Genomic DNA, 24,069 nt, shown 5'->3' on the forward strand with positions numbered 1-24,069 from the left:
TATATTCGTTTAAACCAGTTGTACCTTTTAATCGTTATATAATCATGGCAGACGACTGCAACACAATTGAAGATTCTAAAAGGATCACCTGTAAATTGGTGTACCTGCTGAAACGTTCGATAGACGATTGGAGCATGAAAAAGCTCTGCCGCATGGATAACCCCGATTTCAACAATGCGCATATCCCTTTTTTTATGAGCATAGGTACAACAGGCATTACCAACAATGCACTGGCAGGCAAAATGGGCGTAAGCAAACAGGCAGCCAGCAAAATTGTAAAGGAACTGGAAGCCACTAACATGGTACGAAGCGAAAAAAGCCCCGACGATGCCCGCGCCTCTATGCTTTATTTAACCCCGCAGGGTGAGAAATTTTACCTGCACTTAAAAAAGCAGGTAGATAATTTAGAGAACGAGTATAAAAAGGTAGTAGGCGTAAAAAACTACGAGGCTGCTATAGACGTAATGCTTAAGCTGGTGAAATTCCACGAGGATTATAACTGCGCGGGAGAGCCGGTTTAGCCATATAATGGATAATTTTTAATAGATATATAGTTTTCAAAAAGAGAGCCACAGGGATAATCCTTGTGGCTTTTGTAATAAATATGGTTTTTTCGAATAGGGCGAATACGAGTTGAGTGAACACTAATTTCACGAATTGAGTGAACACGAATTTTACGAATTGAGTTACCACTAATTTCACGAATTGAGGAAGATTAGCACAAACCATTTGGCTTTAAGAAACTTGCCGATTCCCATTAGTGAAATTCGTTTTTATTAGTGAAATTCGTGGTAACTCAATTCGTGAATACTCATCTCACAACATCCTAAATGAAATTATCTCTCAAACTTTACTTCGCGATAGCTTTGCTATCTGCCTTAACACTCAAGCTTTCCGCACAAAATAAGTTGCCTAAATTGTTAATACGGCTGGATGATATCGGCATGAACCATTCCGTAAACATGGCCATGGAACAGGTGGCCAAAACGGGCATGCCTTTCTCTGCGTCGGTGCAGTTTGCCTGTCCCTGGTACCAGGAGGCGGTGGCGATACTGAAAAAGAACCCGCAGATAAGCGTGGGCGTGCACCTTACGCTTACTTCCGAATGGCGGTATTATCGCTGGGGACCTGTATTGGGCAAAGAAGCCGTGCCGAGCCTTGTTGATGGGGTGGGGTATTTCCACCAGTCAACCGGCGATTTTGCGCACAGCGGCTACAAAATGGAAGAGGTGGAGCGCGAGCTTACCGCACAGATAGAGCGTGCGCTTGCGACGGGATTGAAGATTACTTATATCGACCCGCATATGGGCGTGGCGCTATCCACCCCGGCCATGCGTGCCCTCACCGAAAAGCTGGCCCATAAATATAAACTGGCCATATCGCCGCTAAGTACGGTAAGCTATTTCGGCGAAACCTATTTGGAGATGTGGGGCGAACCCGTAGCTACCAAAAAGAAAGCGTTTTTGGCCTATGTAGGAGGGAAGCTTAACCCCCTGCGACCCAATTTGGTGGTGATACACGTTGGCCAAATGGGGCCGGAAATGGATGCCCTGTTCGATATGAACGCCGGCATGATGAATACCAAAGAAGGCAAACCCCTCACCAGCCTGCACCGCCAAACCGAATTGAATATGCTACTATCGCCGGAGTTCAAAGCCATGCAAGGGAAGAAATTCGTGGCAGTAAACTATGAGCAAATGTTGAAAGGTAAAGATATTAGTGTGTTGAATGCTGTGGATGGGAAGTAGGGGGAGTGAGTACTTTTTCTACCACGTCATTGCGAGGAGCGACGTGGGGGTATGCGCGATGGGGCGGCGTGGCAATCCTCGGCAAGCAGGGCGGATGTGCAAAGCTCCTCTGTTCACCGATGATTGCCACGCTGTCGCTCGCAAGGACGAGGTGGATAAGCAATGTAATTAATTATGGTCGATGGATGTTTCCAACTACACCGGCAACGTAGGATCCACCTTAGCTGTAACCTTTTTGTAGATAGAAAACCCGCCATAAGCGTAAACCACAGCAATAAATATATATACCCAAATGGATATGTTTCGCCCGGCGAATATCAGATAGGAGTAGGGGATGCTGAAACATACACAAGCGATGAGCAACTGTGTCATGAACGGTTTTTTGTTCCTCATGTTTTTTATCACCCAGCCCAGGAAGAAAAAAAATAACGGCTTACTTACCAAATAAAGAATGGCAAGCAGCAATGGGTTTACATCATGCTCTTCGCCGAGGCTGAACAGCCAATCCTTAAACATTTCCAAATATTCAATCATTGGATGCAAGGTAGGGTTTTCTGCGCAATTTGCAATGCTTTGGTCGGCGCGATAATCCTTCGTATCGGCATAAAATAGTTAGCTTAGTGCTTCATAAACCACCTTATTATGCACGTATTGATTTTAGGTGCCACAGGCCGCACCGGCAAGCTGCTTTTGCAGGAAGCTCTGTCGCGGGGTTATACCGTAAATGCATTGGTGCGCGATAAAAGCAAGGTGCCTGCGCATTCTGCTTTAACCTTGTTCGAGGGCCTACCTACCGATGAAGCCACCTTAAACGGAGCAATGGCAGGTTGCGAAGCGATACTAAGCGCATTGAACATCTCCCGCAATTCCGATTTTCCCTGGGCTAAGCTGCGTACGCCGGCCAATTTCCTTTCCGAAACGGCAAAAAACATCATTGAGCTTGCGCCGCAGCATGGCATCAGCCGGATTATCCTCACTTCGGCATGGGGCACTAACGATACCCTCAAAGATATCCCATGGTGGTTTAAATGGGTGATTGATAACAGCAACGTAGGCCTTGCCTACCGCGATCATGAGCGTCAGGAGGATTTATTCGCCGCATCGGCTTTAAAGTACACCATCGTTCGCCCCGTCGGGCTTACCAATTCATCAAAAATCAAAACCGTTATCGTAAGCCTTAACAGCCAGCCCAAGCCAGGCCTTACCATCAGTCGGCGCAACGTTGCTAAGTTTATGGTGGATGCTTTGCAGGGTAAGCTTTTCCTGCTCCAAATGCCGGTGGTATCTACCTGAAAAAATCTTTCTTTTTCATATCCTTTTACCGGCATTTATCTTATTAATATTAAAAAGGAAAAATATCCTGGCTAGCTGCTTGATTAATGTACGATATATCGAAGGGTTGTAAAGATTATAAATAGCAACGGCGACGTAATATATAGGGCGAGCGACTACGATAATTACCTTAAAGCTTTCGACGGGCACTCGGCAAATGGTGCCCTGCAGAAAGCAGGCACTTATTTTTATTCCCTTGAATATAAAAAAGGCACGGAAACGATACGGAAAACCGGTTATTTGGTAATCAAATATTAGCGAAATACTTGTAAAAATAGGGTCACGGGGTATCCTCGTGGCCTTTATTGTTTTTGGGGGGCGAAACAATCCGCCCGGCTGTCATCCTTTGTTACGGAGACGTTAAGCTTTGCCTTATTTGTGTAGTGTTTTTGCATTTACGTGGAACGAGATACTGTTACCTGATAGTTAGTTTATTGCATTTTACGCATCGATATTCGTCCGTTTATTCTTGATACGAATATTTATTAACTCGCGGAGGCGCTTGTAAAAGCAAGAGAATTATTTAATTACTTGATTATCAATAATTAAAATTAAAAATTTCGTCTATGTATTATCTTTATTACAATCCAATATTCCTTAAAAGACGAAGCAAATAATAGTTCAAACATCTATATTTGGCATATACATAGCCGCAACTAACTGGTGGTTAAAATCTTAATCATTTAGTTATATAATAATAACCTTATCACATCTATCCGCGCATATTTAGCAAGTATGTGTATTCATCGGTGTGTACCTTATTCGCACATAAACACTATCTAAATATGATGAAAAACGCTACCTTATCCGCAATTTTATTGCCTGCATATTGCCGTATTAAGGCAAAAAGCCTGTTGCAGCTGTTGTTTACGCTATGCGTAACAGCGGTAATAACGCTAAGCATGGCAGGCAATGCAACAGCACAAACCATTACCTCCTTTGCCCCGGCAAATGGCCCGGCAGGTACGCTCATTAAGGTTACCGGCACCAATTTAAGCGATGTAAAAGAACTTTACATTGGCGGCAAACTTGCCATAGTAGTAAAAGTAAACGCTACCGAAATTGCCGGTATGATAATGCCAGGCAATATCACCGGGTCTGTAAAACTGAAACTGAACAGCGACGTAGTTGTGCAGGCCGCAGGTACTTTTACAATAACCGCAACACCATATCCCATGGTAAGGCAGAGCGTACAACTTGCCGATACTACAACTTATAACGGCTTTTATCAGACGGATCCTAACAATCCCAGTTCTTATGTAAAGCGCAGGTCTTACGGGGCAGGGCAGGGAACTTCAGTTGCCATCAGCGCCGACGGCAATACCGCTTTGGTAGGCATAGGCATCGGCTTCGAAAGTTTTTCGCAGAGCGATAAGGGCGGTTTGATATTTTACGAAAGAAGCAATGGCGTGTGGATGAAAGCCCCGCCGGTGCAAAAGCTATTCGTAGGCGCTGGTGCTATAGGCGGCTTAGTTTTATTAAGCGCGGATGGCAAAACTGCAGTTGGCGATGCCAATACATCCTCCCTCCACACGCCGGGCGTATACAGAAAAGCAAACGGTGTATGGACGCTGGAAAGTTCTAATAATAACATACCGAGCTGCGGCGTTATTGCCATGTCTGCCGACGCCAATACTGTAGTAAGCAGTACCTTTCATCCGGGCAGCGGCCGCAGCGGAGCCGGGTTCTATAGCCACCTCCTCGTGTACCGCTACAACGGCAGCGGCTGGGTGCAAAACGGTTATTTTGATACGCCGGATTTTATTTACGGTGGGGCGGTAGCGATAAGTGCCGATGGTAAAACGATTGTGCATACTGCCCCCGACCGCAGCTGTATTTATAACAAACAAGATACAGGCTGGGTAAAGGGCATGGCGTTACCAATCGGCGGTCAAAAGGCCGCTATCAGTGCCGATGGGAAAACCGTGTTGTTAACCGGAAACCATCCGGGAGTGTTGTACACCCTTACAGGCAAAACCTGGTCGCAAACGCAAACATTGCCAGAAACCGCGTTAGGTACTTTAAGCGCCGACGGCAGGACAATTATTTTGGCTGGTAAAAGCCCTGTTGTTTATTACCGCAGCGGTACAGGTAGCTGGGTGGCAAAAAGTACAAGCTTAGGCAGTTTCCCTAATGGTGATAATACAGCTTATGGTTTACCATCTATAGCGTTGAGCCCGGATGGGGCCACCGCCTTTATGGGTGTCCCAGCCGATACCTCGGTAACGCCGAAGTTAGCTGATGGCAACCCGCTTGGTACAGCTTATGCATTTGGTGCAACGTCGCCGGCAATTGTATCCATCAGCCCTTCAAGTGGGCCGGTTGGTACCGTGGTAAAGGTGAATTTTAGCGATATGGCCGGGCCGGCGAGCTTAAAAATTGGTGGTAAAGAGGCTTTAATTATCTCTAAAAAAGACTACAGCGCTACCGCAATGGTAATGCCTGGTGCCGTTACGACTATGTCGGGCAGCGGTGATAACTTTACTGTAACGGCTACGCCTTTCCCTAACGTACCAACCAGCCCAAAGATGGCTGATACTGCCAAGCATGCCTCGGGAGATAAGCTGACTTATTCGTTACAGCAGGGTACCGTGGTGGCCATTAGTGCCGATGGCAAAACCGCTGTGGCGGCTTCCGGGAAAAGCACTTATACTATGCCGTATGGTACCGGGCAAAACGTGATTTTTTACAAAAAAGAAGGCGATACCTGGAAACAAAGCAAATTCATAACTACCTCTTACACCAATTTATCTTACCCGCTTAAGGCTGTAATAAATGGTGATGGTACCGCTGCATTAGTGGTTTTTACCGATGAACTGCACTCCATTAACCCGGGTTTTGTTTACGGGTACCATAAAGACGCCAATGGTGATTGGCTGCCCGATGCACAGGGCATAACCGGCGTGTTATTTCTGGCAGTTGATGTGGCGCTAAGCGCAGATGGCAACACTGCCGTAACCGGTTACAGAAAGTGCTCGGCACACGGATGCGAAACACATTCAAACGTGTTTTACCGTATTAACGGGGTATGGACGGGAGACACGGCAATGACAAGCCCCGGGGCGCCACCAAATCCAAAATATTACATTTCTAATACAGGCTCCACAGTTGCAATAAGCGCCGATGGCAAAACAATCGCGACAAATGTGCCTCAGGGCACTGCAAACGTGGGGACAAACGTTTATACATACAGTGGCAGCAAGTGGGTATTGCAGCAAAATTTAACCTCGGCTGTTGGGGTGCCCAGCTTAAGCGCAGATGGTAACATCTTAATCAGCGGCAATCACGCTTATAGCCGTGCAAATAATAAATGGACCTATACAACTTCTTTACCCGCTGTACAACCGGGTGCTGCGACCTATATAAGTGCAGATGCCAACACAGTTATGCTTGCCGGCGATAACGGGCCCGTTGTGTACTGGCGCAATAGCAGTACTGCTGCATGGGCTAAACAAAGCACCAGCTTTGCAACAAGCAACCCGGCGCCCGTGGTAGCGTTAAGTGCCGATGGTGCATCCGGCTTTGCAGGTAACCCGCAGGATACTACGGTATTCCCAAGCCAGAAGTATTATGATGGCCAAACTGAATCGGAAGGGGAATTCCCTATAGGCGCAGTTTATGGGCTGGGCACAGGTACGCCGGTAGTTACCCCTGCTGGTGTTGCAACCGCGATAACCTTCACTAATCTTGGCGCTACCAGCCAGGCGGTAGGCTGGGCAAACGCCGGCGGCGCGATGCAGGCTGTATTTATTAAACAGGGCAGCACAGGTTTCCCTACGATAATCGACGGTACTACCTACACCGCCAACAAGGTATTTGGCCAGGGTAGCCCGGCCGGCGCAGGCTGGTATTGCGTTTACAGTGGGACCCATGTGTCTAACACGAATATCGAGATTACCGGGCTTGATCCAAGTACTCCGTATATTGTGGCTATAGTTGGGTACAACGGCAAATATGGTACGGAAAAGTACGCCACTGCCGGGGCAACAGGCAAGTTTACAACCGACGACTTAAATATCAGGGCAACAAACGTAGCATTTAGCAACACAACCGGTACCACCACCACCCTAAGCTGGACAAACGGCAGTGGCGTTGGGCGCATGGTATTCATGCTGGCAACGGATTACGACGGCGGAGCGGGCCCATCAGATATGTACTATTCGCCCAATACGAAATATGGTTCGGGCAACCAGGCAAACGGCTGGTATTGCGTTTACAACGGCACAGGCAGCAGCGTAAACATCACCGGCTTAACAGGCGGCCAGCGCTACCTGGCCATTGTTTACGATTATAACGGCAGCATACAGGCGCCAAGGGTAATACGGGTAGCTGAAGTATCCGAATCTATCGCCAGCGTGGTTACGCCCATTACGCCGCCAACCGGCTATGCAACAGGGCTTGCATTTACCAATACTACAGCAAACTCAACTACTTTAAGCTGGGTAAGCAGTAACGGCGCGGCTCGTGCAGTATTTGTAAAAATGGGTGCCAGCGGTACGCTAAACGTGGCTCAGAACACTACTTACACCGCTAACACTACTTTTGGTTTAGGCACACAGGCCGGTACTAACGGCTGGTACTGCGTTTACAACGGTACGGGTAACACCGTAAATGTGGCTGGCCTGAATGCATCTACAGGCTACCGTGCAGTGGTTATTGAGTATAATGGTACAGCAGGAACCGAAGCTTATAACCTGAGCCGGTACAATACGGCTACAGTTACTACAACTGCAGCCCCTGCCATGTTGCTTACTACCAATCAGAAACATTTGCTAATGGAGCAGGACGGACTTACAGATAACTTAACGCCCGAATTGAATATCCACCAGGGCCTCTCGCCTAACGGAGATGGCGATAACGATGTGTTTACCATCGATGGCATAGGCGCTTACCCGCAGAATACGGTTAAGATAATAAACAGCAATGGCGACGTAATATACAGCGCAACCGGCTACGATAATTACCTTAAAGCATTTGATGGGCGCTCGGCAAACGGCACTTTGCAAAAAGCAGGCACGTATTTCTATTCACTGGAATATAAGAAGGGCGCGGATACGATACGGAAGACCGGCTATCTGGTAATCAAATACTGATAACAATCACGCCATACATAAAAGGCCGCCTCATACTTAGTTGTGAGGCGGCCTTTTGGCTTTAATACTTTAATGTCTGGATATATATTAAAGCATTAGGTAAAAAACTCGCTATTGTGTAATTAATATTACGATAAGCTTGGTAATTTCAACTTGCATCACCTAATATTTGCTTTTATATACTTACCAGTAGGTATTATTGCCTTTTTTATTCAAATTTTGGTTTAAACATATATATTTGAGCATACAAAGCCGTGACGGACTGTGTGTTGAATTTATAACACAGTTTATGCCAAATCCTTATCATAATTTACTGTCTCCCTAAAGTGCGGCTGTATTTTATAATGTTTTCTCGCACCCAACAAAAATACCATATGCAAAAAAACCTTACCTCATCTGCAATTGTATTGCCCAAACGCTTTTCGCCTGTGCTTAAAAGCGTAGTGCTCACAAGCATCATATTATGCATAAGCATAATTGCATCCCTTGGCGCTACTATCAAATCCTTTTCGCCGGCTTCGGGCGCGCCCGGTACACTGGTGACCGTGAAAGGAACCGGTTTTACGTCGACATCAAAACTGACTATTGGCGGTAAACCCGCCGTCGTAATATCTTTTACCGCAACCCAAATAGTAGGTATGGTTATGCCGGGTGCGGTTACCGGTAAAGTGACCGTCAATACCAGTACCAATTCTGCTACCAATTTTACGGTAACCGAAACGCCATACCCGGGCTTCCAACAGGGCGCGAAACTTATCGATACAGCAAAACGTGCCCTCGGTTTTTATTCACCGTTCGTAGCCCAGAACCAGGGCGCATCGGTAGTGCTGAGTGCCGACGGGAATTCGGCAATCGTAAACGGCGGCAGCGCTTATAGTACTTACCCCAGCTATCTTTTTTACACCCGCGTAAATGGTAATTGGGCGGTGTCCGCAGCTTTTGGCACCAGTTTCAGAGACCCGGTTTATGGGAACAACCTTGGTTTAAGCGCAGATGGCAACACCGCGTTAATAGGAGAAAACCTGCAGGGGTCCTTACCCGCGAAGTTGTATAGGCGTAATAAGGGCGTTTGGGCCGAGGCCGGTACGTTAAACGATTCTCTGGGCAGTGTAGTAGGGCTTTCTGCCGATGGCAAAACAGCCATTTTAGGTAAGCGCGTACACGGCGGCAGTTACGGCGGCGGCAGCCATACCGCAATGGGTATCACCATTATGAAATTGGTAGGCAATACCTGGCAGCCACAGCCGGTGCAGGATGTTCCGCAAAAAAGGGAAACCCGGCAGCGCTATAGGCCGTTTAATCCGTCTGATTATGACGAGGATGGGAACCTGATTACCCCGCCTTCCTATTACAATGTGTACAGGGGAGCCCCCGGTAGCTACGTGGCCATAAGTGCTGATGGAAAAACTGCTGCTTCATCCTCTCATGCGAACTACGGCCGGTATAACTATCAGTTCAACCTTGGTTACACCGTTATATATGGGCTCACATCAACCGGCTGGAAAGTGCTGGCAACGCTGCCGGAGGAGCATAATAGTATAACGCTAAGTGCCGATGGTAACACTTTTTTGGCAGATGGTATTGTGTATACCCGCAACGGAAAGACCTGGACCCAGCAACAGCAATTGCATCCATATGACGGAACCGGTTCTATTAGTGCCGATGGCAACACGATTGTTTTTGCCGGCGAAACGCCAACTGTGTTTACCCGTACGGGCAGCACCTGGACACAAAAAGAAATCCCAGCGCCAGACCCAAACTCTCCTGCTGCGGCATCTGGCACTGCTGCCCTTAGCGCAGATGGTACCACGGCATTTTTTGGTGCGCCGGGCGATACTACCCGTACGGTACCCGAGGAATATTGGGGTGGGGTAGATTACCTTCCGCTCGGTTCGGTAACCGTTTATGGCGTAGAACCCTATAACCCGCTAGATCATGCCACCACCATAACGTTTTCAAACACGACCGATAAAACCACTACTTTAAGCTGGCCGCGGGGAGATGGCACCGCCAACCGCGCGGTGTTTTTAAAGCTGGGCACCGCAGGCTTGCCTGCGCCGGTTAAAGGGACAGCATATGCCCCCGATAGCGCGTTTGTAAAGGGCAGCCTGGCGGGTACGGGTTGGTATTGCGTTTACAACGGCAAGGGCAGCTACGTAAACATTACCGGGCTAAAAACCGGCACTACCTACACGGCATCGGTAGTAGAATATACCGGCAGCGCCGGAGCCGAAACCTACCAGGTAACCGGGACTACTGCGCGGGTAACTACGCCTGTTGTAGCACCGGTTTACCCTACCAGTGTAGAAGCTTGGTTTGCTAAAAACCGTGCAACAATGGTAGATATTAAGGCCTATCCTAGTGAGCCACATCCGGTGGGATATGCCCTATTTGTGAAAGAAATGATTAATATAAATGTATTACCAGGGCTACCTTCGCCCGGGAGCGCCTCTTATGCAGCGAATACTAAATTTGGTGCCGGAGAACAAATAGGCACCAGCGGCTGGTTTTGTGTGTATAATGGTTCATTTACTCCTGAAGCAGTAACTGTAACCGGCCTTACACCCGATAAAGCTTACCGCATTACGGCTGTTGCCTATAATGGCAGCATGGAAAACCCGGTTTATGAAAATGCAGACTACCTGGAATATGCGAGCACATCATGGAGGATGTACACTTTTGATCCGCCAACAGGATATGCCACAGCTTTGGCATTCAGTAATACCACCGCAACATCCAGTACCCTGAGCTGGGCCAACGGAACCGGCGCTTCGCGTGCGGTATTTATCAAAGCCGGCTCGATGGGTGCCCCCCAACCTTTAAATCAGTATCTATACGAGGCAAGTAACCCGTTTACACAGGGTAGCCCGATTTACGATGGTACCGGTAGTTCAGATTGGTATTGCGTTTACAACGGTACGGGCAGTTCTGTAAACCTAACAGGCTTGTCGCCTGCTACAACCTACCGTGTTGCCGTGGTAGATTATAACCACGACAACAGCCCCGTGGCCGTTAGCTACGTGGAACGCTTTAACGGCGCAAACGTTACCACTTTGCCGGCACCGGGCGCACCTGCTACGCCGCCAACAGGATATGCAACAGCTTTAGCATTCAGCAATACAGCTGCAACCTCAACCACGCTAAGCTGGGTAAGCGGCAACGGCAGTGCCCGGGCAGTGTTCCTTAAACTGGGTACCAGCGGTGCGCTTAACGTTACGCAAGGCGCCATTTATAACGCAAATAACACATTTGGGTTAGGTACGCAAGCAGGCACAAACGGCTGGTACTGCGTTTACAATGGTACAGGCAGCACTGTGAACCTCATGGGTTTAAATGCCTCAAGCACTTACCGGGCTATAGTGCTCGAATATAATGGCACGGCAGGCGCAGAAGGCTATAACATAAGCAGGTACAACGGCGCAAACGTTACCACGACCGTGGCCCCGACCCTGATACTTACTACAAACCAAAAGCGGATGCTGGTAGAGCAGGACGAACTTACAGACAATGTAACGCCGGATTTGAATATCCACCAGGGCTTGTCGCCGAACGGGGATGGGGCGAACGATGTGTTCACCATCGATGGCATCGGTGCATACCCGCAGAATACAGTAAAGGTGATGAACAGCAACGGCGATGTGATATATAGTGCCAACGGTTATGATAATTACCTTAAAGCCTTTGACGGGCACTCGGCAAACGGCGATTTGCAAAAGGCCGGCACCTATTTTTATTCGCTGGAATATAAGAAGGGTGCCGAAACGATACGGAAGACGGGTTATTTAATACTGAAATTTTAAACGAAGTGTTTGTTTCAAAGCAAAGGCCACGGGGATTTCCCCGTGGCCTTTGTTGCTTAAAAAGGTTACCTTGCCAAAACTCATCAACGGCATCAAAGAAATTGGCAGCCGGTATGGTTTTGCCTCGGTTTGTTATGGCCACTGCGGCGATGGCAACCTGCATGTAAACATCATTAAAGCCGGCATGAGCGATGAAGACTGGAACAACAAGCTAAAAGCCGGTATCACCGAAATATTTGAGTTAACCGTAAGCCTCGGCGGCACCATCTCCGGTGAGCATGGCATTGGTGTGGTGCAAAAGGAGTTTATGCCGCTGAAGTATACGCCGATGCATTTCGCATTGTGGAAAGGGATAAAGTCTGTATTCGATCCAAATGGAATATTGAACCCGGGGAAGATATTTTAGATTTCAGATGTGCAGATGAGGGAATTTAATATATCGCTGTCGCTCAGCTCCAGCCGAGTGACGATTATTCACCTGCGTCTTGCCATCGCCGGAGGCCTTATAATAGCTTGTCACTCAGCAAGAGCCGAGCGACTGCGGAAGATACTTTAGATTTCAAATTTGCATATTTCAAATGTGCAGATTAAACTCACCACTACGTTATTGCGAGGAACGAAGCAATTTCCCGATTAGGGTAGCAGCTTGCAAGTCGCTTGTCATGCGTAGAGATTGCCCTGTCATTGGTACGAAGCAATCCTCGATTAGCGGAGCCGCTTTGCAAGCCCGCCCTGCTTGCCGGGGATGCTTCTCATCGCTCATAATGTGTAAGCAGGTGTACTTTCCCTATTATCAAAACCTAAAAAACACTTATTATGCAAAGCCAAAATTAGCTCTATTATTTTTATTGCCTGAGAGGTAATGTTATTGCTTGCTATTTAATTATAATCATATTGGCTTTATAACTTACTGTTTTTTAACTTTTTTGAGTCAAAGATTAGTTTATCTTATATATTTGAATGCACAAACCCGTAACGGACTGTTAGTTAAATTATAACTGGTCCCTACTAAATCCTTATCATAATCTATCGCCTTCTTACAACGGTGGCTGTATTTTATCATTTATTTTGCAACCGATACAAATATATTAAATGATTAAAAACCTTACCTCATCCGCAATTCTATTGCACAATCGCTTCTCGCCCGCATTTAAAAGTGCATTGTTTACAATTATTATATTATGCACAAGCATAATAACTTCCTTAGGTGCTACTATTACTTCGTTTTCGCCGGCATCAGGTTCCGCAGGTACGCTAGTAACCGTAAAAGGCATAGGTTTTACATCCGCATCAATACTTACTATCGGCGGTGTGCGTACTATTGTAACTTCGGCAACCACCACCCAAATAGTTGGCATTGTAATGCCGGGCGCAATCACCGGCAAGGTAACGGTTAATACCAGTACCAATGCCGCCACCAATTTCACAGTGACCGAAACACTATACCCCACTGTACAGCAGGGCCGTAAAATAATGGATACAGAGGCTGCCAGCGAATATGTTGACACTTATCATTACAAAGTGAAAGCAGTAGCGTTGAGTGCTGATGGCAATACGGCAATTGTATCGGTGTGGCATGGTTTTGAAGGAGGGGGCGTAATAATTTACACCCGGCAAAACGGCCGCTGGCAGCAGGCTTCTCCCATTATAAATTTCGACCCATCCGGATCAGAATATGCACCATCCGGATTGAGTACCAGTGTTGCCCTTAGTGCCGACGGTAGCACCGCAGTAATGGGCGGAGCCGCCGTTAACCCTGTGCCGGTATTGGTTTTACGGAGGGTAAACGGGTCCTGGAGCAACCCCTTGGTTGAGCACCTTAAAAATGCAGGGGATGGGTCTTATGCAGTTGGTAATACGGTGTCTATAACGGCAGATGGTAATACAATTTTAGTTGGAGCCGGCAAGCACGATACACCTTTTACAAAACGAGGAGAACCATATGTGGATACCATCAAAATATTTAACCGCAGTAGCGAAGGCTGGAAGCAAGTGCCCAGCCCCAGCCTCCCCGGATACCAATATTTCGGGTATTTCGGGTATCCAAAGTTAAATGCTTCCGCTCCGGGCATAGGGGGTGCCATAAGCGCGGATGGCAAAACGGTAGCATTAATTGCGCAAACTTATTTGTGGCTTCCTAAAAATACGAGGTACACTAGAAAACCTTACACCATTATATTTAGCCGGACATCAAGAAACACCAATAATTGGGTGCCGCAATATATATTAAAAGAGTTTAGCCGGGTGCGGCTTAGTGCCGACGGCAATACGCTGCTGGCAACCCGCGATGCCGAAATTGACTGGGGCCAGAGTTCTCCGGGAGCCGGATCCACGGAAATATACACCCGCAATGGTACCACCTGGAGCCTGGCGCAGGTTATAAAAGAAGATGGTGAGGCAGCCTTTAGCGCCGATGGTAACACTTTGTTAATCGCCAATAATGCAACGGTTTATGTACGCGTTGGCGGTAGCTATGAGAAAAAATCGGAATTGAAACCAGGTTATTACGCTACATCAGCTGCGCTTTCTGCAGATGGCAGCACCGCTTTTGTTGGCAACCCTTACGATAGTGGTTCTCCTGATGGCAATTACACCGGGGCGGTTTATACCTTCGGTACAAGCCCGTTTCCCGGTGTACCCGCCACCAACATAGTGTACAACAATGTTTATAGCGCAACAGGTACTACAATGGGCCTAAGCTGGACGAACGGCAGCGGCACAGGTCGCGCGGTATTCATTAAAGATACCACGGCTGGTGAGCCATCGCCGGCAGATATTTATTACTCTTCAAACGTGCGTTACCACTCGGGTTACCAGGTGGATAAAACAGGCTGGTATTGTATTTATAATGGTACAGGTTCCACAGTTAATGTGATAGGGCTGGCTACCAACAAAACCTACCGCGTAGCGGTAATGGAATATATAGGCACTATAGATAAGCCACTATTCCTGCAAACGGAGATAGCCCCGGCAAACGTAACTACGCCATTAACACCTCCAACGGGCTATGCAACCGGCTTAGCGTTTAGTAACACGGCAGCAACATCAACTACGCTTAGTTGGATAAGCAGTAACGGCTCGGCACGTGCGGTTTTCATAAAACTTGGCACCAGCGGTTCGCTGAACGTTATGCAAGGCACAACTTATAACGCCAACAGTGCCTTTGGCCAGGGCACCCAGGTGGGCACCAATGGCTGGTATTGCGTTTATAACGGTACAGGCAATACGGTAGGTCTTTCGGGTTTAAGTGCGTCATCTACATACCGCGCTATTGTGATCGAATATAATGGCACAGCAGGTACAGAGATGTATAACCTGGAGAGATACAACGCAGCCAACGTAACCACTACAGCATCCCCGGCAACGCTGCTCACCACCAACCAAAAACGAATGCTGGTAGAGCAGGACGCACTGGCAGAAAGCACCACGCCGGAGCTAAATATCCACCAGGGGATGTCGCCGAACGGGGATGGGGCAAACGATGTATTCACCATCGATGGCATCGGTGCATACCCGCAGAATACAGTAAAGGTGATGAACAGCAACGGCGACGTGATATACAGCGCAACAGGCTACGATAATTACCTGAAAGCATTCGACGGGCACTCGGCAAAAGGCGACCTGCAAAAAGCAGGGACGTATTTTTATTCCCTGGAATATAAGAAAGGTGCTGATACGATACGGAAGACAGGTTATTTGGTAATTAAGTATTGATAAAGGCGGCCTGACGACCGCATATATAAACAGTAAACGGCCACCAGGATTTCCCTTGTGGCCGTTTACTGTTTATTTTGATATCCTTGCGCCTGACAGGGGTATTACGCCTGCTCCTCGTCTTCTTTTTTTAGCAACTCCAATTTGCCATCTGCATTGACACCGTAGATGGAATGTATTTCGGTTTGGGTCTTAAAATCGGGTTCTCGTCGTTTGGTGCGTGGGCCAATCAAAGGCGTCAACACCAAAAAGCAAGTAACAATGATTTGTATAATTACGTCTTCCATATCAATAAAGGCGGGCCTCTTATTTATTAAGTATATGTTAAGGAAATAGCATGGTTAATATAAGCATAATTTTTAAAAGAAGCCATTTTTTGCTCCCTTAACGTTTGGCGACTGTGATTTGTTGGCCCGGCTAAGTCTGCTAATAGGCGGTAAATGTTACACTGTGGTTATATGCATGTCCCGAATGCTATATTTTTTTCAACGGTATCCAAATCTCTTCTTCGCTATCTGCACTATCGCTTTTATATTTCTCGCCCATAACTGCGAAATGCGGCCTGTGGGCAATCCGGTAGCCTGATGTCGGTAGCCATTCGGTAAAAATATAGCGGTAAGTTTCGGGGCCGTTTACTGCCGGGCCGTAGTGGGTAAATACCGCGTAAAGGCCAGAAGGCATGTTAATGATTTCCACATCCGCGGGTACATCGAAGGTTTCGGAAACCTCAACGGCTGCCCATTTCTCAAATGACGCGGCAGGATTAAAAGTATCGAAAAAAGCGTCGGGATAAACCTCTATTGAGTAGAGCTCCATACCTATGGTATTGCTTATTTCCATTCGCCGCGGCATAAAACCGCGCCAAAGCTGGCCGGTTTTGTTATCGATGTACGACATATTGATGCGCATGCCGCAGAATAGCTTAGCTGGTAGGGTTTCGAAACGTGGCTGCATAGCGGGCAAATCTCGCGAACCCGCTACAGAATAGGAAATTTATTTATGGATGGGTGGCGTTAAATCCGGTCCTCGTCGCGGTCATGTTTTTCAGGTTGGGTGCCTTGCTTGTTCATGTCGCTCTCAAACTGCTTTTCGTCTTTCATGTTTTTGCGCACCAGCAAAAAAATAATTAGCAAGGCTACTGCGGCAACAATGGCCACAACGGTATAATCGATTTGCATATGGTTAAGATTTAATTGGCAGATGCAGAGGAAGGGGTCGAACCTTCAATATGCTGCCGTTTCAGCGCCCTGCTTAAACTCTAAAATTACCATGCAAATATACGTTGCGGTTTAGCGGTATTTCCGATTAATTAATAACTTAACAAAGAATTAATCAATCGAGCATTTTCCCAAAAGCCGGATGCCGTTATGGTGGCATCCACCGGCTATTATTTCCCCTCCAATGCGTTCAAGGCCGCCTGCTGTTGGGCAGTTGGGCCGGCAACCGGCGCAAGATAATTTTTGGTTTTGAAGTGGCCGTTAAAAATGGGGCCTTTCAACACTTTTTCCTTGCCATCGCGCAGCACGGTTATCTCAATATCGGGGTGTTGGGTGTTCTCGTTAAAGTACTCATCCCAAATGCTGTCCAAATTGTCTGATGTTACTTCCACGCCGTCAATCTTCTTGAATATATCACCCTCTTTTACTTTCAATGGGTTATCGCCTACGCTAACGAACAGGAACGTGCCGTCCTGGAATTTCAAGCCCATCTTACCCGGATAATAAGCTTGCACGTCGCGCAGTGCGGCATACTCGTAACCCACGCGGCCAAAGTACTCGGCATACGGCAGGGTTTCGGTACCTACTATGTATTTATCGATGAACAGTTTAACATCCGGATGCGATGCGGCCACGAATTCATTCAGGAAATCATCGTCATTAAAAGGCTTGCTGGCGCCGTATTTTTTGGTAAGGGTGAGGATTACCGATTTCAGGTCCTTCGCGCCGCCTGTTTTGTCGCGGATATACATATCCAGCGCAAACCCTATCAGCGCCCCCTTGTTATAAACACTGCTGTATTTCTTCTGGAAATCGTCCTCCATTACGCGTTTGCTCATTTCGGTCATCGAAAAATTACCGAATTCCTCGGCAGCGTTCATCTTGCTGCGCATTTCTTTAAAAAAACCTTTCTCGTCAACCAGTCCGTTTTGCAACTGTATCAGGTGGGCAAAGTACTCGGTAACGCCTTCGTACATCCACAACTGGGCCGACATCTTAGGGTCGGTAAAATCGAAATTCTCTATCTCGAAGCTATGCAGGTTAAGCGGTGTTTGGATATGCAAGAACTCGTGCGACGATACATCGTTCACCATCGATACCAAATCTTTTTCGTACTCCACCTCGGGCAGGTAATAAAGCGAGGAGTAGTTGTGCTCCAATGCGCCGTAGCCACCTTCGCCGTTCTTGCGGTCGGCAAGGGCCTTTTTCGGGTCCTCGAAGTAATACAGGAACTGGTACGATTTTACCGGCAGGCCGTTGAAGAATTTATCCAGCGATGCCGCAATAGGCTTAAGATATCCCGCCACCTGTGCGCTCTTCACTTTGCCTGTGGCCGAAAAAACAAACACGTTTATCTTGCTTTTGCCCACATAAAAGGAAGTGGTATCGGGCCGGGCATAAATCACCGGGTTATCGGCCAGGTACACGTAATCGCGGGCTTTTATCAGATCCTGCTGCGCCGAGGGGTGCTCCACATCCAGATGAGTGGCCGCAAAAAAATAGTCGGGCTTGCTGATGGTGATTTCGATAGGTAACTTTTTGTAGTCCTCGAAATAACCATAAAAAGCGTGGTTATTCATCACCACGTTTACGCCGGCCTCGATGTTGCTGCCACCGGGCTGGAAGATAAAGTCGTCGTGCTTTTGGTCCCAGGTATCGTTAACCTGGTATTTGATGGTAGTAAGCGTGTTGGCATTGCTGATGCGGTACTGGTTTTTGTTCAGCTTCTCGGTTTTTAGTTTTTTGCCGGCATTATCAAAGGCCTCAAAATCGACGATGAAGCGCCCGAAATCTTTACGGGCATATGAGCCGGGTATTGCTTTAGGGAACGAGAATATAGTGCTGGCCTGCGTAATGGCCGGCGTGGTAAGCGTAACGGATACGCGGTCGTCCTTAATGTTCAATAAATCTACGGCGTAGGCGTATTTCTGTTGCGCAATTGCAAAGGTGGAAATGATTGAGAGTAAGATAGTTGCGAGGGCGAATCTCTTCATGGCAGGCAATAAGGTTTATGATATCAAAATAGCGCTTTATTTGCATTTCGCAAAAAGAAGAGAAAATAAAATCTTCGTCGCATATCACCCGCTAAATAGCCGTATTTGCACCTAACGGTGCTTTTACTACGGCCGTACCTTTACCATGTAAACCAAAGTACTAACACATTTGTAATCAATACTATGAAAGAGCAAGCCATTAACGAATACAAAACCGCCACCGATAACTTCCTGAAAGTATTGGCGATTTTTAACGAGCAGCAGTTTAACGCTTTACCCTTTGAGGGGAGCTGGACAGCCGGCCAGGTGGCCGATCATATGCTGAAATCGCAAACCGGCTTGCCGCAGGTACTCACAGGCAACACCAAACCCGCCAATCGCGAGCCCAATGCCGCAAACGGCATGATAGAGAATATATTCCTGGATTTCAGCACCAAGCTGAAATCGCCTGCATTTATTTTACCAACCGAAGAACCGTTGAACAGGGCTGATATGCTAAACAAGTACCGGGGCAAAAGCGAGGAGATACAACAAACCGCCCAGCCGTTGGATGATACCGACATATGCCTCGATTTTGAAGTGCCCGGCACCGGGCCGTTTACCCGGCAAGAGTGGCTGCATTTTGTGGCCTGCCACACCATCAGGCACACCCGGCAGTTAGAGAATATATACCAGCGGTTGGTAGATTAGTTTTTGGTGAATGGTGAGTTGTGAATAGTTGCATTGTTGTTTAGCGTTAAGCTAATTTTCTCGGCTTAACTAACCCTTAACTACTCAGCACCAACCACTCTCTACTCACCATCCACCACTCACCAACCCCTTAATCTACATTAACAATTCTCCTTAACCTACCTTATTCGGCGTGCATGGTGCAACTCCTACCTTTATATTACTAAAGAAGAGGAAACACACCATGAAAAAATCGATTGAAAGGATAATCCCACGCCCCGCCCGGCCAGGTATGGTTGGCGACGGCTTCAGGGTTTACAATATGATACCCGGCGCAGGCATCTCGCAGCAGCGCATCAGTCCGTTTTTGATGCTCGATTTTAACGCCGAGTTTGATTTTGGCCCGTCGGAACATCTGCGTGGGGTAGATGTGCACCCGCATAAAGGCTTCGAAACGGTTACCATTGCCTATAAAGGCAGCGTTGCGCATCATGATAGCGCGGGTAACAGCGGCATCATTAACCCCGGCGACGTGCAATGGATGACAGCCGGAGCCGGCATCCTCCATAAGGAATATCACGAACAGGAATTCTCGCGCAGGGGAGGCCCATTCGAGATGGTTCAGCTTTGGGTGAATTTGCCCAAAAAAGATAAATCGGCGCAGCCCGGTTACCAGCCCCTTACCGCCGACCAAATGGGCAAAGTACAATTACCCAATGATGCAGGCATCGTAAACGTTATTGCCGGTACGTATAATAATACAACTGGCCCTGCCAGCACATTTACCCCCGTAAACCTGTTCGATATTAAATTGAAGGCAAATGGCGTAGCCGAATTTACCATACCCGCAGGGCACAACACTGCTTTGCTGATTATCAATGGCAACGTGGAGGTGAATGGGCAACAGGCTAAAGAGCATAGCTTTATATTGTTTAGGAACGACGGCGAAGAGATAAGCATCAAAGCCGATACCGAAAGTGTTGTTTTAGTATTGAGCGGCGAACCCATCAACGAGCCTATCGCCAGCTATGGCCCCTTCGTGATGAATACCCAGCAGGAAATTATGGAAGCCATACAGGAGTTTCAATCGGGGAAATACGGTATATTGAACTAATAAGTTGGTGAGTTAACCACAAAGTGCACAAAGGGAAAACCACAAAGTGCACAAAGATAGAATTCTTTAAATTTAATGAAAGGATGGGCTTTGTGCCCTTTGTGCCTTCTGACTTTGTGGCCTTTGTGGTAAAATTAAAACTAAGATGAAGAAGAAGATAAAGCACATCCTTTTAGGTCGCGAGAAGCAGATAACCAGGGAAGATAGCGTAAGGCAACCCCTGCCGCATATGGATTTCAGGTTCGCCAACCCTTTTATTGTGCTGCATCACCTGGGGCCGAAGCAAATTGAGCCCGGCCAGCAGCTGCGTATCCATCCGCACCCGCACCGGGGCTTTGCGCCGGTTACTTTTATGTTGCAGGGTGAGGGTTACCATAAAGACAGTGCGGGCCATAACGAAACCGTGAAAGCCGGCGATGCCCAATGGATGTTTGCAGGCAAGGGCATACTGCACAGCGAGGGGCCAACGCAAGAGTTATCGACGCAAGGCGGCGCACAGGAATTGCTGCAACTTTGGGTAAACGTACCCGCCGCAAATAAATTCGATGAGCCCAGCTATCAATCGGCAACAAAAGAGCAACAACCTTTGGTGCTGGAGCAGGATGGCGTGAGCCTGCGTTTGGTAAGCGGGCAATTCGATGGAAAAACGGGGCCTTTACAAAGCATTACCCCGGTAATATCGGTAGTGGGCGAAATTGCCAAAGGCAAAACCGTGCAGATTGCCGCCACCCCCGGCTATTGGACGCTGCTTTACATTGTAAAAGGCTGCCTGAGCGTAAACCTGGAGACTGTAAATCAGTACAACCTGGTTGTGTTTGAAAAAGACAACGAAGAAATTATCCTCTCCGCCGAAGAAGATACCCAAATACTATTCCTTTCTGCCGAGCCTATAGATGAGCCGGTAGCAGCTAAAGATAACTTCGTGATGAATACCGCCGAAGAAATTGAACAGGCCATGGCCGACTATAAAAGCGGCGTGTTCGGCTCATTGGCTTTTTGATATTTCGTCTCTTCCGGGTCTATCACTTCCAGCAGTTCATCATAGGTGTAGCATTTTTTCGATGGCAGGCTACTATCGTACAACACCTTTACGCGGATGGCTTTTAAGCCCGATATGCCCTGCAAATCCTCAATTTCCAGCATTTCTACTTCTTCATCCACCATCTTCTTCATCTGCAAAAAGCGTATGTAGGTGAGGTATTCCACTTCCTCATCATGGTTAGAGTACACGATGGTGAGCTTACCTATGGCCGTAATCCGCTCCGTAGTACCTTTTACAAGGGCCTTATCTATGCGTTTCTTTACGATTTCGAAGCGGGCGTTATAAGTACCATCCACATCGAAACGTTTCTCATCCATCCGGAAACGGATAGAAAGCGGAAGGCTGAACGCCAATATCAGCGAGGTTACTTCAAGCGGGTAGGGCAGTATCTCGCGGTTAAAGTGGTGCTCAAGCTCCATTTCGCATAAAACCTGCAATTGCCATAAGCGCAGATTGTACACATACTTCATATCGAAGGGTTTCGAAGGGGAGATTTTTTCGCCTATATACAGGTTGTGCTCTACGCCATCGGTTTTAAAACGCTCGTAATAATGCGGGTAGTAGCTTTGTGCTTCGGTTTGCCAGCGATCCAGCATGGTTGCCATGCGCTCGTTGATGATAGCCACAGTGGTTTCGTACTTACGCCGCTGCAGGTGGAAATCGCCCATCTTGTCGGCATCCTCAAAATACTTTTCTATAGCCGGGCTGTTGGGCACCTCCAGCACAAGGGCCTCCCTAAATATGGGGTGCACCAAATGGTCCAGGTAGTTTTGCAGCTGTTGTTCGGTATCTGCCTTCAGCGCGGTACCAAGCTCTATTTCGTACGACCGTAAATGCTGTAGTACGCTTTCCAATGATTCTACGCCAGTGGAAACGGTCAGCTTGCCTACCAGGTTAATGGCGGCCGTAAGTTGGTTCTTTAGGTCGGTTTGCAGGCTGTTGTTCCGCGTGTCTGATGAACCTTTGATGTCTACCTGCCCATATAGCGGGTACACGTTAGTAAAGGTAATCTCGCGAAGGGCGTAAGGCTTTTTCTCCGCCTTTAAATAAAGGTACTTATCCACCTCCTTCTTAAATTTCCAGTAAACGCTTGGGTGTATGCTGGTATATTCGTCTTGTATAATGGCTTGCACCTGGTTTTGCTTTTCAGAAACCTTACGGGCAATGGTATCGGTTAAAAACGGCATTACCACATCCAGTTGGTTGGCGTTTACGCTATGAAGCTCGCCTTTACGGCTCGATACCAACTCAATGATGCCCAGCATCTTGCCATCTTTAATTACCGGGGCCAATATAAAACTATTGATGTTTTGTTCCTTAAGCCGTTTGGCCAGCTTGCTGCCTGGGTTTTTAGCCCAAAGTTGCTGCGTGTCGGCCACGGCGAAGTAAATCCTATCCGTAACTACGCCGTTTAGCGAGTTCATGCAAAGGGTATCTGTACAAAATTCCTCTTCTATATCTTCCGGCAAAAAGAAACTGCTGATCTGCGAACTGAATTTAGGCAGGCTGAACGCTTGTTCCTCAGGGTCGAACTCGATGAAACCGACGCGCAAATCAGCGATGCGGTATATCGACCGAAAGACGGACAGGATGCTCTCGTAAGGGTTTACCTCAGCAGAATCGCGGCCAAGCAAGGCGCCTTTTAATGAGGATACCGCGCTTTCCACCGTGGCATCGTACAAAGATATCAGCCCGAAGCCCCGCAAATTCCAGCTACCAATGGGGAATTTTTCTTTCCACAGGTCGATGTTACTGAAATTGTCGGTGAGCATGGTTATGTCTTCCGGCGTTATCTCAACAGCTTTTTCATTAGGCGAAATCTCCAGGAAATCGGCATTATACAATATGCGGTAATGCTTAATGATGCCGTTGGCATCGGGTATATCATAGTAAAGCGGCTTGGAAAAATTAAGGTGCGTACCATATATGGCATCCAGTATAATACAGCAGGCCATAATGTAGAACGATGGTTCGTCGTAATCCCTGAAAGAGATGTCGAATCCTTCCCCGGCCGATTTCAGGATGTTTTTGAAGCGGTTGGTTTGGTTAAAAAGAATGTCTTGGTAAGGGATGCTCACCGCTTTTATCTCATTATCCGTCAATGCCCTGGGGAACAAGTTATCAAGCAGATGGCCAATCACTTCGGTATTGTCGATAATTTGATGTTTTTTGGTGATGCCGTTCCGCAGTTCGGGAAAGGGCTTTATTTCTTCGAGGATAGCCTGCGCGTAAGCGGCCGCCGGTCCGGTTTGGGCGGCGAGTTCCTCGTAATGCTCAATCAGCTTATGGAATGAGATATGGAGGCTAAAGGGGCTATCTGCTAACGCATTTAAATTCATAAATATA

The 24,069-nt window shown here is 47.5% G+C and carries 17 protein-coding genes; 11 read left to right on the forward strand and 6 right to left on the reverse strand.

All coding sequences use genetic code 11. From position 1 onward, the window contains the following. The first annotated feature begins 44 nt into the window (after positions 1–44). On the forward strand, positions 45–521 hold the full coding sequence (locus AC1DYT_RS05915; protein ID WP_477468717.1) for a MarR family winged helix-turn-helix transcriptional regulator: 477 nt from the start codon (positions 45–47) through the stop codon (positions 519–521). 309 nt (positions 522–830) lie between these two features. Continuing rightward, the gene (locus tag AC1DYT_RS05920) at positions 831–1,748 is read left to right on the forward strand and encodes a ChbG/HpnK family deacetylase (protein ID WP_477468718.1); all 918 of its coding nucleotides are present in this window, start codon (positions 831–833) and stop codon (positions 1,746–1,748) included. A 195-nt stretch (positions 1,749–1,943) separates the two neighbouring features. On the opposite strand, the gene AC1DYT_RS05925 is transcribed toward AC1DYT_RS05920, so the two are convergent. Continuing rightward, entirely contained in the window at positions 1,944–2,282 is a 339-nt protein-coding gene (locus AC1DYT_RS05925) for a hypothetical protein (RefSeq protein ID WP_477468719.1), read from the reverse strand. Positions 2,283–2,390: 108 nt separating this feature from the next. Here AC1DYT_RS05925 and AC1DYT_RS05930 point away from each other — a divergent pair, with 108 nt between their 5' ends. From AC1DYT_RS05930 to AC1DYT_RS05955, 6 genes are all read left to right on the forward strand, one after another. Then, positions 2,391–3,041 carry an NAD(P)-dependent oxidoreductase gene (locus tag AC1DYT_RS05930; RefSeq protein WP_477468720.1) on the forward strand — a complete coding sequence of 217 codons (651 nt, stop codon included), beginning with the start codon at positions 2,391–2,393 and terminating at the stop codon, positions 3,039–3,041. 117 nt (positions 3,042–3,158) lie between these two features. Continuing rightward, on the forward strand, positions 3,159–3,338 hold the full coding sequence (locus AC1DYT_RS05935; protein WP_477468867.1) for a T9SS type B sorting domain-containing protein: 180 nt from the start codon (positions 3,159–3,161) through the stop codon (positions 3,336–3,338). A gap of 527 nt (positions 3,339–3,865) precedes the next feature. Next, entirely contained in the window at positions 3,866–8,173 is a 4,308-nt protein-coding gene (locus tag AC1DYT_RS05940) for a T9SS type B sorting domain-containing protein (protein WP_477468721.1), read from the forward strand. A 374-nt stretch (positions 8,174–8,547) separates the two neighbouring features. Next, positions 8,548–11,973, forward strand: coding sequence for a T9SS type B sorting domain-containing protein (locus tag AC1DYT_RS05945; protein WP_477468722.1), 3,426 nt, complete (start codon positions 8,548–8,550; stop codon positions 11,971–11,973). A 70-nt stretch (positions 11,974–12,043) separates the two neighbouring features. Continuing rightward, positions 12,044–12,379, forward strand: coding sequence for an FAD-binding oxidoreductase (locus AC1DYT_RS05950; RefSeq protein WP_477468723.1), 336 nt, complete (start codon positions 12,044–12,046; stop codon positions 12,377–12,379). A gap of 686 nt (positions 12,380–13,065) precedes the next feature. Further along, a complete protein-coding gene (locus AC1DYT_RS05955) occupies positions 13,066–15,687 on the forward strand; it encodes a T9SS type B sorting domain-containing protein (RefSeq protein WP_477468724.1) in 2,622 nt (873 codons plus the stop codon). 104 nt (positions 15,688–15,791) lie between these two features. Here AC1DYT_RS05955 and AC1DYT_RS05960 read toward each other — a convergent pair whose 3' ends face one another. The 4 genes from AC1DYT_RS05960 to AC1DYT_RS05975 all read right to left on the reverse strand — a co-directional run bounded on the left by AC1DYT_RS05960 (position 15,792) and on the right by AC1DYT_RS05975 (position 18,898). After that, positions 15,792–15,974 (reverse strand): hypothetical protein, encoded by a 183-nt coding sequence (locus AC1DYT_RS05960; protein ID WP_477468725.1) that lies wholly within the window; start codon positions 15,972–15,974, stop codon positions 15,792–15,794. A 187-nt stretch (positions 15,975–16,161) separates the two neighbouring features. Continuing rightward, the gene (locus AC1DYT_RS05965) at positions 16,162–16,641 is read right to left on the reverse strand and encodes a GyrI-like domain-containing protein (RefSeq protein ID WP_477468726.1); all 480 of its coding nucleotides are present in this window, start codon (positions 16,639–16,641) and stop codon (positions 16,162–16,164) included. 59 nt (positions 16,642–16,700) lie between these two features. Further along, complete coding sequence (locus AC1DYT_RS05970) at positions 16,701–16,865, reverse strand: hypothetical protein (RefSeq protein WP_477468727.1); 165 nt, start codon at positions 16,863–16,865, stop codon at positions 16,701–16,703. Positions 16,866–17,074: 209 nt separating this feature from the next. After that, a complete protein-coding gene (locus AC1DYT_RS05975; protein WP_477468728.1) occupies positions 17,075–18,898 on the reverse strand; it encodes a M61 family metallopeptidase in 1,824 nt (607 codons plus the stop codon). Positions 18,899–19,081: 183 nt separating this feature from the next. On the opposite strand from AC1DYT_RS05975, the gene AC1DYT_RS05980 reads away from it, so the two are divergent. From AC1DYT_RS05980 to AC1DYT_RS05990, 3 genes are all read left to right on the forward strand, one after another. Continuing rightward, on the forward strand, positions 19,082–19,588 hold the full coding sequence (locus tag AC1DYT_RS05980; protein ID WP_477468729.1) for a DinB family protein: 507 nt from the start codon (positions 19,082–19,084) through the stop codon (positions 19,586–19,588). Positions 19,589–19,811: 223 nt separating this feature from the next. After that, positions 19,812–20,681: a pirin family protein gene (locus AC1DYT_RS05985; RefSeq protein ID WP_477468730.1), complete on the forward strand. Its 870-nt coding sequence runs from the start codon at positions 19,812–19,814 to the stop codon at positions 20,679–20,681. A 145-nt stretch (positions 20,682–20,826) separates the two neighbouring features. Next, a complete protein-coding gene (locus AC1DYT_RS05990) occupies positions 20,827–21,681 on the forward strand; it encodes a pirin family protein (RefSeq protein WP_477468731.1) in 855 nt (284 codons plus the stop codon). On the opposite strand, the gene AC1DYT_RS05995 is transcribed toward AC1DYT_RS05990, so the two are convergent. Next, positions 21,645–24,062 carry a GAF domain-containing protein gene (locus AC1DYT_RS05995; RefSeq protein ID WP_477468732.1) on the reverse strand — a complete coding sequence of 806 codons (2,418 nt, stop codon included), beginning with the start codon at positions 24,060–24,062 and terminating at the stop codon, positions 21,645–21,647. The genes AC1DYT_RS05990 and AC1DYT_RS05995 overlap by 37 nt on opposite strands. Positions 24,063–24,069 lie beyond the last annotated feature (7 nt).

The sequence above is a fragment of the Mucilaginibacter sp. P1_D10 genome, from assembly GCF_056406215.1.